Raw genomic sequence first — 14,134 nt, 5'->3', positions numbered from 1 at the left:
TGATTTCCCGTGGTACTTCTGGCCCGCCTTGCGCAAGCGACGGCGGGCTTTTTTTTACGCCACCTGCGGCAAACCCGCGCGTTCCAGCAACTGGCTGCAACGCAGCGACAAGGCCACCACGCGCAACTCCTTGCCAGCACGCACGTAACGCTCGGCCAGGGTCTGCACGGCCGCAATGGCGGAGTGGTCCGCCAGGCGCAGATGACGGCAATCCAGGGTGACCTGCTGCGGATCGCTGGCCGTATCGAAGAGGTCGAGGAAGTGTGTGGTGGAGGCGAAGAACAGCGTGCCCTGCGGCAGGTAAGTGCGGCTGCCGTCGGCCTCATCGCGGCGGTCGGCACGGATTTCACGGGCATGCTGCCAGGCAAAGTTGAGCGCGGTGATGACGATGCCGCACAGGACGGCCACGGCCAGGTCGGTCAGCACGGTGATGATGGTCACCGCAATGATGACCAGCGCATCACTGCGCGGCACCTTGCCCAGCACGCGCAGCGAACCCCAGGCAAAGGTCTCCTGTGCCACCACGAACATGACACCGGCCAGCGCGGCCAGCGGGATGCGCTCGATGGCCGGCGACAGGAAGAGGATGAACAGCAGGATCATCCCGCCCGCCACCACACCGGAAAGACGCGAGCGCCCACCCGAGCCGAGGTTGATCATGGTCTGGCCGATCATGGCGCAACCGCCCATGCCGCCGAACAGGCCCGAGACGATGTTGGCCGCGCCCAGTGCCAGGCATTCGCGGTTGGGCTGGCCACGGCTGGCGGTGATTTCGTCAGTGAGGTTGAAGGTCAGCAGGGTTTCCAGCAGGCCGACGATGGCCATGAGCACCGCATAGGGACCGATGATGCGCAGCGTCTCCAGGTTCATCGGCACACTGGGCCAGTGCAGCGGCGGCAGGCCGCCGGCGATCTGCGCCATGTCGGCCAGGGTGCGGGTGTGGAGGCCGCTGAAATAAGTCACCAGGCCCACGCCGAGAATGGCCGCCAGCGCCGGTGGAATCGCTTTGGTCACGCGCGGCAGCAGCCACACGATCAGCATGGTGGCCAGCGTCAGGCCGATCATGATGGCCAGCGCCCCGCCCTGCAACCATTGCGGACCGGCGGGGGTCTCGACGCGGAAATGTTCCAGCTGCGACATCGCGATCACGATGGCCAGGCCATTGACGAAGCCCAGCATCACCGGATGCGGCACCATGCGCACCAGCTTGCCCAGCCGCAGCGCGCCGAAGAGCAGCATGATCACGCCCGACAGCACCACCGTCGCCAGGAAATATTGTGCACCATGCTGAACGACCAGGGCCACGATGACCACAGCCATCGAGCCGGCCGCCCCGGAAATCATGCCCGGGCGGCCACCGAACAGGGCCGTGATGGTACAGATGAAGAAAGCGCCATATAGCCCCATCAGCGGGTTCAACTGCGCCACCAGCGCAAAGGCGATGCATTCGGGCACCAGCGCGAAGGAGGTGGTGAGGCCGGCCAGAACGTTCTGGCGCAGGTCGCGCAGGCGCGAAGTGGATGAGGAGAGAGTCGTCATGGGCAGGGAAGAAACAGGCCGCAGGGGCCGGCACCATCATGAACGCGTCAGCGCGCGTGAGGCGGCAAGGGCGGTACGGCAGAGATGCCCTGCGCACGCACTGCCATCGCCGGAAACTGGGCGAAAGCACGTCCGCAAGACTTGAAGACAGCATTTTACCGCACCGCAGCATCGACTGCCGGTGGCCGTGGCGCGGCTGCCACGCCAGCCCTAGCTCCAGATCACCTCGATCTCGGTATCCAGAAGATAGCCGGCCCCGCGCTCGGTACGCAGCAGGGTCGGATGCTTGGGGTCGGCTTCGAGCTTGCGGCGCAGGCGCAGGATCTGCACATCGATGGCGCGATCATAGACTTCGTCGAAGGCGCGCGTGCTTTCCAGCAAGTGTTCGCGCGAAATGATGCGGCCCGGTGCGCCCAGGAACGCCACCAGCAGGCTGAATTCGGCATTGGTCAGACTGACCTGGCGCTGGTCCGGCGCGGTCAGCCGGCGCGTATTGAGGTTGAGCTCCCAGCCGGCGAAGCGATAGGCCCGCGGATGCCGGCCGCGCGTCACCGGCGCGGCCGGCGCAGCCTGCGCCGCGGCGCGCCGCAGCACCGCGCGCATGCGTGCCAGCACTTCGCGCGGCGAGAAGGGCTTGGTGATGTAGTCATCCGCGCCCAGTTCCAGGCCCATGACCATGTCGGCCTCCTCATTGCGGCCGGTCACGCAGATGATGGACAAGCCACCCGCAGCCCGCCAGCCGCGCGCCAGTTCGGCACCATCGACATCGGGCAGACCGAGGTCGAGCAGCACCATGTCGTACTGCGTGGCCTGCACGGCGGCCTGCGCCTGGGCACCTGTGGCGGCGCTGTCCACGATCAGTCCGTGGCCGCTCAGGTAGTCGACCAGCAATTGACGCATGGCCTGGTCATCATCGACGACCAGAATGCGCGGCGGGGGCGTGATGCTCATGGAGAACCTCGTTCGGATGCGCCCAGGGCGTGCAGGACCGCACGCCGCAGGGCAGGAAGATCATACGGCTTGGCCAGCGATCGCGCTGCCAGCGCCGCCGCCAGGGTGGCCGCACGCGGCTGGCCGGAACACAGCAGCACGGGCAGGTCGGCACGCAGCGTGCGCATGGCGGCGATGAGCGCATCGCCCTGCATCTGCGGCATGTCCAGATCGGTGATGACCAGATCCACGGCCAGCGGCTCCAGCGTCAATTCCGCCAGCGCCTGCTGCGGGTCGCCGAACACCATGGGGCTGTAGCCCAGACTGGCGAGCCACTGCGCGCACAGGGCGCGCTGGGACGCATCGTCATCGATGACGAAGATGCATTCGCCTTGTCCACAGGCACTCGCGCCGGCCGCGCCCGGCGCAGCAGAGGGTACGACGCGCTCAGGTACTGCCAGCGGCAGCTCCTGTGCCGGCAGCGGCAGCAGCAGGCGAAAGCGCGTCCCCGACGGGGAGCTGCTGACCGCCACGCCGCCTTCATGTTCAATGGCGATGCCGGCCACGATGGCCAGCCCCAGACCGGTGCCGCTACCCTTTCCACCGCCCCCGCTGCGGGTGCTGAAGAAGGGCTCGAACAGACGTGCCAGATGTTCCGGGGCGATGCCGGCACCATCGTCCGTCACTTCCAGCCAGACCGCCTGCGGCTGCGGCAGCTCACCGGCCAGCGGCGCTTGCGGCGGCGTGGCTCCGGCATGCAGACTGACTACCACCTGGCTGCGCGCCGCCTGGCTGGCATTGCGGATCAGGTTCAGCGCCAGGCGCGCCAGTTGTCCCGCATGGCCCTGCACGGCCAGCGGTTGTGGCGGCGGCTGGTAGGCGATCACCACGCCCGCTGGACACAGCGGACGGGCCAGCATGACGGCCTCGGCCACCGGATCGCGGATATCGAGCAGGCTGCGCTGACGATCGCCACGGCGACCGGCCAGCAGGATCTGCTCGGTCAGATCGCGGCCACGACGCACGGCCGCCAGAACTTCGCTCAATGGGCGCTGGGCGGGCGCGTCGGCATCGAGCTGCTCCTGGGCCAGTTCCGCATAGCCGCCGGCCGCGCCCAGGACATTGTTGAAATCATGGGCGATGCCGCCGGCCATCATCCCCAGCGCTTCGAAACGGCGCATCTGTTCCATGCGGGCGGCCAGGACCTGCCGTTCACGCATGGCCACGGCAATGAAGAAGGTCAGCATCGCCAGGCCGGCCAGGTCGACCTGCAGGTTCCAGGTGCTGTCCAGCCCCTCCTGCGCATAGGGGCCGATATCGTAAAGCGTGAACAGCACTGCCATCACGGCCGCCAGACTGGTCGCCAGGGTGGCGCTGCGCAGGCCGCCATACAGCGCGGCGCCGGCCAGCGCCAGCGAGAGCAGCACGCGCTGCACCTCGCCCGACCAGCCCAAGCCCGCGCAAGCCAGCAGCACGCCGCTCACCGCCAGCGCGCCCAGCAGGGTGATGCGGTCATGGAACAGCCTGCGCCAGGCACCGTCTGACCACGTCAGCACGGCCGGCGTCAACACCAGGATTGCCAGCCCATGCCCCACCAACAGCGTGCGCCATTCGGCCCACCAGCCGCCCGGCATCACATCGGCAGCCAGCGTGGCACCCAGCGCCGCCACCACGGCCACCGCCACCAGCGGCAACAGCAGCAGGAAACGGCCCAGCCTGACCAGCCCGTCGAATTGTCCGTCGCGGCTGACGAAGCGCCGCCCCAGCAGGACGCAGGCCACGATCTGCACCACGTTGAGCAGTGCAAAGCCGGCATCGACCTGCCACGGCAGGCTGTCGCGATCGCCGACCACCATCATCGCCACGAACACCGCCAGCAGATAAGGGAGCCAGTCGCGCGCCGGCTTGCGCCACAGCAGCGCGATCATCAGCGCCGGTGCCGGCGCAGCGATGGGAGCCAGCGTAGTGCTGTCCTGCAGATGGGCAGCGGGACTGGCCAGCAAGGCATAGCCCACGCCGCACGCCAGCGCTGCCAACAGCGTGCGCAGACTGTCGGCGAAGGCGGGGCGGGAGCTTGGGAGATCGGCCATGAGGAACGTGTCAGCTGCGTGAGTAGAGCACGCGCAGGGCCACCCGCCGTTCCTCCGCCGGCAACTGCATGACTGCGCGCAGATAGGCGATGGAGGCGTCGCAGGTAGCGTCCGGGTCAGCCTGGCGGCGCAGGGGCGAAGACAGCAATTTCAGTTGTTCCTGGGTCAGCGGCGCAAGTGCCTTGCGCATCACGCGGGTGCGCTCGGCCAGGCTGTAGCGCCCGGCATTGGCCGGATCGGCGTCACGCAGCAGACGCTGCGTCATCACCTGTTCGCGATTGGCGAATTCCTGCGGCAAGGCCGCTTGCGGCGCCTCGCGCCCGGCCGCCGCCTCCGCGCGCGAACGCGGGTAGATCAGCTCGGTGCAGGCCGCCACGCTGATGCCGCGCAAGGCCACAGCTTCGTCCAGCAGCAATTGCTGGAATTCGGCCAGTGACGCATCAGAGGCAATCGGCAGCAGCCGCCGGCTCAACAGGCCGACCTGCTCGCGGCCCACGGCCAGGATCTCGGCGTCCGACGCATGCGCCTGTACCTTGGCCCAGGCCAGGTCGATGGTGCGGGCAAAGTCGGCGGGGTGGTAACGGGCCATGATGTCGAACAGCGCCCCCTTCTTGAATTCCGCCTCCAGCACGTCGCGCGAGGTAGCGATGGTGGCCAGTTGCGCGGTCTCGCCGCCCGGTGCCAGACGCGTCAGCACACCTGCCTGCAGCAGCTGGCCCAGCTCCGGATACCAGCTCTGCGCCGCCGGGGTATCGGCAATGCGTTCGATGAAGTCATGCGGCAGACCCAGCTTGCCGTAGGTATCGAAGGTCAGCTTGCGGTCGAAACTCTTGTTGATGCGATCATCGCCGCCGACCGTATAGAGCGTATGGAAACCGATGTGCGCACGCGGATCCATGGCACGGTCACGCCCTGCCAGGAAGGCCAGCGTGCAGGAGGACGAGCACTCCTGCTCGACATAGGTATTGAGCCGGCGGCGGCGGATCACCTCGCCCACCAGCTTGCCTTCGCGCACCCAGCCACCGGCCGAATACAGGACCACCGTCTGCACGCCAGGATGCTGCTGCAGGATCGCATCCAGCCCATCGGCCGCGCCGTCGTTCATCCCTCCTTGCAGCAGGACCGACTTGCCATCCACCCGCACCTGGTACACCACCGGTGGCCCGAGCTGTTTGCCCAGGGCGATCTCGAGCTGTTCGCGCACGGAATGCGCGGCCCGCCAGGTACTGGTGACCATGCTGATGGCACCGCACACGATCAGGAACTTGACCACCACCTCGGCCCAGCGCCGTCCGCCGCGTGCCACGTGCTTGCTGGCCGAGCGCCAGCAGCCCCACACACCCCAGGTCCAGGCCAGGTAGCTGAAGGTGGCGATACCCAGCACGCCGGCCATGCCGTAGCGCGCCGGCATGTCATTGGTCAGCCGCGCCAGTACCGAGATGGCCAGCGCCGGCACCAGCGAAGTCAGGAGGACGGTATGCAGCCAGTAGGAACGGCCCAGCGAATAATCACCGCGCCAATGACGGCGCAGGAAACTGGCGGGCGGGCTGGAAGGAACGGACGATCGGATTACTGCCTGGGACACGTGATGCTTTTCCTCGATGCGCTGCCGCGCAGTGCGCACAGCGTCTTCAATGAAGGGAGACTTTATGAAGCCAACAGCATAACCCAGCTTGGCGATGCCGTCGCGCCTTCACCCGCCATGGCCGGGGATACGCGACAGGTCGACCGGGTCGATCTGGCTGGGATGCATGAATTGCTCGGCATACTTTTCGTAGATGCGTTCGCGCACGAACAGGTCGAAGATATCCGGATCGATGTGATTGCGCGCCTTGAAACCGGCCAGGATATCGACCGCCTCGTTGAGGGTATTGCCGCGCTTGTAGGGACGGTCAGCGGCGGTCACGGCTTCGAAGATGTCGGCCACCGCCATGATGCGCGCCTGCACCGACATCTGCTCGCGTGTCAGTCCCTTGGGATAGCCTTTGCCATCCATGCGCTCGTGGTGGCCACCGGCAAACTCGGTGACGCGGGCCAGCTGCTTGGGCCACGGCAGGGACTCCAGCATCTTGATGGTGATGACGATGTGGTTGTTGATGATGGCGCGTTCGGCATCGTTTAGCGTCCCCGCACGGATGCGCAGGTTGCCGGCCTCTTCGTCATCGAGCAGCTTGCGGAGTTGGCCGTCGGGACCGCGCCAGCTGCGTTCGGCGATATCCAGCACGCGCTGCTGGTCTTCGGCGCGCATGCCTTCGTTGCCGTAGTTGATCCTGCGCAGGAAGGCGCGCTCATCCTCCATCTGCAGAAACTCGGCCTGCAGGCCGGCGTCCAGCTCGGCGGAGCGCTCCGGCGTGAGCGCGCTACCCAGCGCCAGCTTCTCCTGCAGCACGCGGATCTGGGCATCGCGCTTGAGCACTTCGAATCGGGTATCGATCAGGTGGATGCGATCGAAGATGGTTTCCAGCTTGGTGGCTTTTTCCACGATGTGGCTGGGCGTGCCGATCTTGCCGCAGTCGTGCAGCAGCGCTGCCAGCCACAGTTCGCGACGATCGGCGTCGGTCATGCGGAAATCGGCCAGCGGGCCTTCGGTGGTGTTGTGCGCAGCCTCGGCCAGCATCATGGCCAGTTGCGGTACCTGCTCGCAGTGGCGGCCGGTGTGCGGCGACTTTTCGCCGATGCCGATGTTGATCAGCTTGATCAGGCTTTCGAACAAGTTTTCCAGGCGCGCGATCAACTGCTGGTTAGTCATCGCCATGGCGGCCTGCGAGGCCAGGGCCTCGATGAAGCGCTGGTCGGTCTCCGAGAAGGGGACCGGCACGCCACTGTCGGGATCAATGGCATTGATGAGCTGCAACACCCCCACCAGTTCCCCCTCGTGATCCTGCATCGGCACGGTCAGGATGGACTTCGAGCGGTAGCCATACTTCTCGTCGAACAGGCGCATGCCGTTGAAGTTGAAGCCGCTGGCCTGGTAGACGTCGGCGATGTTGACCGACTCCCGGGTGTTGGCCGCATAGGCAGCGACCGCCGCCAGGTTGGGCTGGCCATCGGGAAGCGTCAGGGCAATATCGGGAATCGAGACGGCCTGGCCACTGCTGCCGCCCTGGTGCATCTTGAGGGTCTGGTTGACGGAGATGTCGAAACGCAGCGCGTCGCCATGGTCGGTGGTGCGGTACAGCGTGCCGCCATCGGCGCGCGTGATGTCGCGCGCGGTCAGCAGGATGCGCTCCAGCAACAGCGGAATGTCGCGCTGGCTGCCCAGCTCGCGGCACAGCTCGGTCAGCCGTTCCAGGCGATAGGCAATGTCGCGGTGCTCGCCGGTCGTGGGGGCGAGATCATGCATGCTGGCCGGGACGTTCATGCCGCCCGCTCCCGTCCGCCGCAGTGCAGGCACTGGACGGTCTGGCAGGTGTGGGCTGCTGGGTGGACTGCTGGCAACATGCGACTCCCTGAAGCGTTGGCGGACGGACACGGCGCGATCATTGCGCAAGGGCAATGCCGACGCACTTCTGGCGGATGCTTTTTCGGCATCATCGCGATTCTAGACCGGCAGCGCACGCCGTCTTGCAGCGAGCTTGAGGGGATTTGGCCGCCAATTCTGCGCTTGCCGGCAACCGCGACCAGCACCCCTTGGCCGCGCCCGCGTTCAGGGATCTCCCGATTGCGCTGATGAGCCGTATCCCTTACCATCCATCTGTGTTGCATAATTTGCCACATCGTCCGCAAAGCCAGTCCGGAAAAGGGTTTCCGGGCTGCAACAAGGTTCCCTCTCAACCCGTGCGGCAGGGCCGGAACCCACAACTCTATGAGCGGCAATCACAATGCGTGTAGAAATCCTGGGCTGCAGCGGGGGCATCGGTGGCAATGGCATGCGCACCACCTCCCTGCTCATCGATGACGATATTTTGATCGACGCCGGTACTGGCGTAGGCGACCTGCCGCTGACGCGGCTGGCGCAGATCGATCACGTTTTCATCACCCATGCGCACCTGGATCACATTGCCTGCCTGCCGCTGATGATCGACAGCGTGGGCGACATGCGCAGCACGCCGCTGACCATGCACGCGACGGCCGCGACCATGGAGATCATCCGCAAGCACATCTTCAACTGGCATATCTGGCCCGACTTCAGCGTCATCCCGACCCCCGAGCAAGCCTTCCTGCGCTTTGCCACGGTCGAGCCCGGCCAGCCGGTGCAACTGGGCCAGCGCAGCATCACGCCGCTGCCTGCGGCGCACACGGTGCCGGCGGTCGGCTACCAGCTGCGCAATCATGTGAGCGGGTCGTCACTGGCCTTCAGCGGCGATACCTGTCTCTGCCCGCCGCTGTGGGAAGCGCTCAATCGCATCGGACAATTGCGCTACCTCATCATCGAGGCCGCGTTCGCCAATCGCGACCGTGAGCTTGCGCTGCTGTCCAAGCACCTGTGCCCCAGCCTGCTGCTGGAAGAACTGCAACACTTGCAAGGCCGGCCCGAGGTGCTGATCACGCACGCCAAACCCGGGCAGCTGGACGAGATCGCCGCCGAGATCAAGGCTGGCAACAGCGCGCACCAGCCGCGCATGCTGGCCACGGGCACCGTGCTCGACTTCTGATCCATCCCGCCCTCAACGACAAAGGCACCGCGCTCCAGAGCCGGTGCCTTTTCTCTTGGTCTACCGCCAGCCGCTCCCGCCTTACTGGGTCACGCAGGCATCCAGCTTGGCCGCGCCGATCTTCTGTGTCCCGGTGTTGCCATTGCTGCTGATGGCCGGCGGCATCGTCACTGTCACGCCCTGTGCCGGCGGCACGATCACCGGCGGCTGCGAGATCGAGGGGACGAAGCCGAACTGGCCGGCGCTGTAGAGTTGCGATCCGCTCGGGTTGGTGACCTGGATGGCCCCGGTCACCACATCCACATGCAGGCCATTGGCCGGCGGCTGCCCGCTCGGGGTAGGCACGCCGGCGCAATCGTCCTGGCAGTACAGGGCACCGAAGTGGGTGCCGCGGATGCCGATGGTGGCCGTGGGCGTATCGAAATTGACGGCATCATGATTGCGCTTGCCGACCAGCCCGGTCACCGCCCGCAGACCGCCCTTGACCAGGCCGATGGCCACGGCATCATTCTTGGGTTCCTTCTCGTCATAGAGGTATTTGCTCACCGCCACCTCGGAACCCGGCCGCAGCACGATCTCGCCGTTGTCGACGAACTTGACGCGGGCATAGGTCTCGCGCTCGGTGATGAGCGTATCGCCTTGCAGGATCGCCGATTTCACCGACAGCACCACGCGTGCACCGTCCGCATGGCGCACGCTGAGCACACCCGACAGATGGGTGACCTGGCCCACCACCGGCTGCGACTGGGCGAAAGCAGTCGCCACCGCCAGCAGAAGCAGCAGCGCCAGGATCAACCCGGCCAGAGGGCGCCGGACCGAGGCCGGCGAAGTTTGCTTGAAGGAATTCATGAAGATCACATCATCCGGTTATCAGGTGCACATCGGCAGCGGTTTCTTGGCCTGCTTGCGGTCATCGCCTTCGTCGCCAAAGTGGTCCGTCGTACCGCCCACGGTTTGGGTGGTGGCACCGGTCTGCTGTACGACATTGCCGCTGGTGGCGGGCACGGTATCGGTGAGCTGGGCGTTGTTCAGGCTGGCCTGCAAGTCACGGCTCTGCTGGTTCTGTTGCTGCTGCACGGCCAGCGCGGTCTGGCTGTTGGACGCGCTGCTGCTGGTACTGCTGGAGTTGGAACTGGAACTGGAACTGCTGGAGCTGGCCGCTACCGGCGTGCGCGTCCCGTTGGCGTCGACGATGGTGACGCCCTGGGCGTAACCGATCACCTGGCCGGAATCCACCGACAGCAGCGCCACGCCCGGCGGCGAGGTGGAGATGTTGGCGTTGATGGTCATCGAATCACCCGCCGACAGCGTGATGTTGCCGCCAGTAGAAACCAGCACGCCATTGACCGTCAGCGTGTCGTTGCTACCCGACGAGGCGCTCGCGGTCAGGGTAATGGTTCCGGTGGCGCTGACGCCGCCCGAACCGATGGTCAGCGGGCTGTGCGTGACCACGCTGACCGAACCGTTGCTGCTCTTGAGCTGGCCGGTGCTGTTGATGCCCAAGGTGGCCAGCTTGCTGTCGGTACTGATGGCCGTGCCATTGGCATTGCTGGGCAGACTGCCGAGGAAGCTGGCGCGGGTGCCGATGGCCGAAGTGACCACACCGCCCGTGTTGTCGATGCTGATGTTGCCGCGCGCGGTGGTCACACCGTTGATGCTGACCGCGCTGGCATCGCTGGTGTTGAGCGCGTTCTTCAGCGTGATGTCGCCGGTGCCGCTGTTGTTGGCGGCAAAGCCGGCAATCTGGTTGCCGCTGTTGTTGAAGGTGATGCCGCTGCTGGCCGAGGCGATCAATTGCGACTTCACCCGCATCGAGGTACCGGTGCTCTGGGTAAGGTTGCCATTGGCAGCCTGCAGCACCAGATTGTTGGCGGTGATGTTGCCGATGGCCAGCGAGCCGGTAGCCTGCGACAGCGCGGCATCAGCCAGGGTCAGGTTGCCGCCGGTCTGGCTGAAGGCATCAGCCACGACCAGGCGCGAGCCGACGTTGCCGGTCACGGTGCCGTTGGACACGGTCAGATTGGACAGGCGGACATCGCCGCCCAGGGTCAGGTTGCCGGCGACCAGCTCCGCCGTCATGTTGGACTGGGCGGCATTGGCCAAGGTGACGGTTCCGTTGAGCAGGACCGTCTCGCCGTTGATGAAGTCCGTGCTGCCGATATTGAGCGTGCCGTTTCCGCTGGTGGTGCCATTGAGCACCAGGGCAGCGATGCTGTTGTTCGAGCCACTCATGCGGTTGACGCTGATCGTGCCGTTGTTGCTGGTGCTGTTGCGTACCGTCAGCGTACCGCCGCGCTGGTTGAGCTCGGATCCCGCTGCGATCTGCAGATTGGCGATGGTATCGTCAACACTGTCATGTCTCACGGTCTGGTTGCCCGAGATCACCACGGTATCGATCTGGGTCGGCATGTAGGTGGACACGTTGCCTACGGTCGCGTTGCTGACCCAGTTTTGGCGGTCCTCCCAGCCCCCTTCCGAATAGCCGTACTGCTGATAAGTGAAGGTCTCGGCACCGCGCAGGGAGAGGTTCGCCAGGCCGTTGTCACCGTAGACCGCCTTGAACATCTTCTCCTGTCCGCCCGCCGTGACGATATCCCCGGTCACGGAGCGGAAGTAGCCAGTCGGTGACGAAGTGCCGCTGATGTTGATGGCATTGATGCTCACTTCGCCAGCGGGTGAGTAGCCGCCCAGCAGACGAGTCTTGAGGCTGCCGTCCAGCCTGGTCGAAGAGAATCCGGTCAATTCGATCACGTCATAACTGCCGTCGCTGGCACCTGCGATATCGATCAGCATTTTTCCGGTATCGCCCTGGCTGAAGCTGGCATCGCTGGGGTCGCCGGTTGCCCGCAACGCCAGACGCCCCACTGTCCCGTCGCCACCTGGTGCGAGGATACCGTCATTGGTAAACGACCCACTGATCGACAACGTACCATTGCCCGACATGGTGCCGTTGGTCTCGTTGCGGATGTAGCTCGCGCTGACATTGCCGCCGGCCATCGTCAGGGTGCCATAGTTGCTCACACTGGCATTGCCGGTGACGCTCAACACGGCAGCGTCACCATTGAGGACCAGCGTGGCATTGGCATTGTTGGTCACATCACCACTGGAGTTGACGCGACCGCTGATGTTGAGCGTACCGTTGTTGGTGATGCCATCGCTACCGACCGACAATCTGCCCTCGCCGTTGGAGGCGACGCTGACGGTACCGTTGTTGGTGAGCGAATTGATATTGCCCCCGCCGCCGTTGAGCGTAAGCGTACCGGCGCTGTTGACGCGCACTGCTGCGGCGTAGAGGTTGCCGCTGCCAAGGTTGACCGTGCCATTGCTGATGAGCAGATCCCCGTTGCCGGAATCATCGGTGACCCTCAGCGAGCCGCCGTTCAGCACGATGCGTGCGCCATTGTCGATGGTACTCAGATTGCGCGGCTTGACCGCGTCCATGATGCGGGCTTCCGAGAAGCTCTCTTGCGATGACTGCACATAGCCGCTGTTGAGGGTCAGCCCAAGCCGTCCGCTCTCGCTGATGATGTTGGCCCGGATGCTGATGTTGTTGGCGGAGTTGAGCGTCAGTGTGCTGTCCGCGCCGCCGCTCTTGGTGATGTTGGCGGAGACGGTGATGTTGCCGCCCACGCCATCGCTATCGCCGGTGGTCAGGCTGACGCTGACACCATTGCTGAGCTGATTGGAAATGGTCGCCGCCGAAATCGTCGCGCCACTATCGGTGGAGGTGACCGCGTAGGACGAACAGCCATCGAAGCTGACGTTCGTTGTGGTGTTGGGCACCACCTCCAGATCATGCGGATCGATGAGCCAGGTCCCGCCCGTCCCGACCTTCGGCACCTTCACCACATCCAGCCGTTTCAGCCCGGAGGTATCCACAAATCCACCCTGCCCTGGCGCGCCCAGCGCCGACACATCGCCATCGATGAAGGCGGCATTGGCGGCATACAGCGTGACATTGCCGCCCTTGGTGCCATCGGCACTGATGCCGGAACTGGCCGTGGTGGTCAGATTGCCCGAGGCGCGCAGGAAGATGCGTCCGCCCTCGCGCACCACGCTGGAGGCATTGATGACGCCACCATTCGTGATGAGGCCCGCCGCCACGCCGATGCGCCCGGCTTCGGCCGTGATGGTGCCGAGGTTGGTGACGTTGCCGGCACTGCCGGTCACGTTCACGGTCACGCCCGGGGTGGCGGTATCGGCCAGCGTCACGGTCTGGCCGGCTGCGAGGATGACCTCGCCCTGCGGGCTGGTGATGATGCCGCTGTTGGACACGCTGCCGCCAATCAGGTAGACGCTGCCGCCGGTGGCCGAACTGATCTTGCCCTGGTTGTCCACCAGGCCGGCATTGCCGTCCTTGATGAAATTGAGACGGCCAGCCAGAAAGTCGTTGTCGCTGATGGCCAGGGAGGTCGCGATGAAGCGGGCGGCATCCACCGTACCGCCGGGCCCGATCACCACGCCATTGGGGTTGTACAGCACCACCGTGCCATTGGCCGAGAGCTTGCCGTAGATCTGCGAGATGTCGGCACCGGCCACCTTGGCCAGCAAGGCCGCGGACGAACTCGGCTGGGCCACGTTGACCGCCGCATCGGCACCGATGCTGAACGAGGCGAAGCGGGCAATGGCCTGCGGCGACAACTGGTTGATGTTGAGCGTGTTGCCGTTCTGGCTGAAGCTGAGATTGCCATTGGCCACGCTCCAGCCGGTGGGCAAGGTACCGGGCGCAGGCGCGGCGGCCAGCGCCGGGGCCTGCCACGCGCCACACACGGCGGCGGCGGCCAGCGACAGCCGCAACCCGGGCGCGAGCGCCCGCTTCCACGCACGCTGCAACAGACGCGACAGCAGCAGCGGCAAGGGCTTGCGCGCCCGCCAGGAAAGCGTCAGGCGGCGCTTGCCGACGCGTACCGTGATCGAGGGCGGCAGCAGTTCGATGGCCGGCGGAACCGGGGCTGGTGCGGGAGTGGATGGTGATGTCAT

At 65.6% G+C, this 14,134-nt stretch carries 8 protein-coding genes; 1 reads left to right on the top strand and 7 read right to left on the bottom strand.

What is annotated here, in order from left to right; translation table 11 throughout:
* Positions 1 to 54 precede the first annotated feature (54 nt).
* The 5 genes from ACWFUC_RS06570 to ACWFUC_RS06550 all read right to left on the bottom strand — a co-directional run bounded on the left by ACWFUC_RS06570 (position 55) and on the right by ACWFUC_RS06550 (position 7,920).
* Positions 55 to 1,539 (bottom strand): SulP family inorganic anion transporter, encoded by a 1,485-nt coding sequence (locus ACWFUC_RS06570; RefSeq protein WP_489635289.1) that lies wholly within the window; start codon positions 1,537 to 1,539, stop codon positions 55 to 57.
* Between the two features lie 210 nt (positions 1,540 to 1,749).
* Positions 1,750 to 2,490 (bottom strand): response regulator, encoded by a 741-nt coding sequence (locus ACWFUC_RS06565; RefSeq protein WP_121042495.1) that lies wholly within the window; start codon positions 2,488 to 2,490, stop codon positions 1,750 to 1,752.
* Positions 2,487 to 4,559 (bottom strand): ATP-binding protein, encoded by a 2,073-nt coding sequence (locus ACWFUC_RS06560; RefSeq protein ID WP_489624429.1) that lies wholly within the window; start codon positions 4,557 to 4,559, stop codon positions 2,487 to 2,489. The genes ACWFUC_RS06565 and ACWFUC_RS06560 overlap by 4 nt, the downstream gene beginning before the upstream one ends.
* 10 nt (positions 4,560 to 4,569) lie before the next feature.
* Entirely contained in the window at positions 4,570 to 6,144 is a 1,575-nt protein-coding gene (locus ACWFUC_RS06555; RefSeq protein WP_489624428.1) for a COG3904 family protein, read from the bottom strand.
* A 108-nt stretch (positions 6,145 to 6,252) separates the two neighbouring features.
* Positions 6,253 to 7,920, bottom strand: coding sequence for an HD-GYP domain-containing protein (locus ACWFUC_RS06550; RefSeq protein ID WP_489624427.1), 1,668 nt, complete (start codon positions 7,918 to 7,920; stop codon positions 6,253 to 6,255).
* A 460-nt stretch (positions 7,921 to 8,380) separates the two neighbouring features.
* On the opposite strand from ACWFUC_RS06550, the gene ACWFUC_RS06545 reads away from it, so the two are divergent.
* Positions 8,381 to 9,154 (top strand): MBL fold metallo-hydrolase, encoded by a 774-nt coding sequence (locus ACWFUC_RS06545; protein WP_489624426.1) that lies wholly within the window; start codon positions 8,381 to 8,383, stop codon positions 9,152 to 9,154.
* A gap of 81 nt (positions 9,155 to 9,235) precedes the next feature.
* Here the strand turns inward: ACWFUC_RS06545 and ACWFUC_RS06540 are convergent, their stop codons facing one another.
* Entirely contained in the window at positions 9,236 to 10,003 is a 768-nt protein-coding gene (locus ACWFUC_RS06540) for a FecR family protein (RefSeq protein ID WP_121043072.1), read from the bottom strand.
* 21 nt (positions 10,004 to 10,024) lie between these two features.
* A complete protein-coding gene (locus ACWFUC_RS06535) occupies positions 10,025 to 14,134 on the bottom strand; it encodes a beta strand repeat-containing protein (protein ID WP_489624425.1) in 4,110 nt (1,369 codons plus the stop codon).

The sequence above is a fragment of the Herbaspirillum sp. Her4 genome (assembly GCF_057961335.1).
This window is presented reverse-complemented; position numbering and strand designations above follow the sequence as displayed.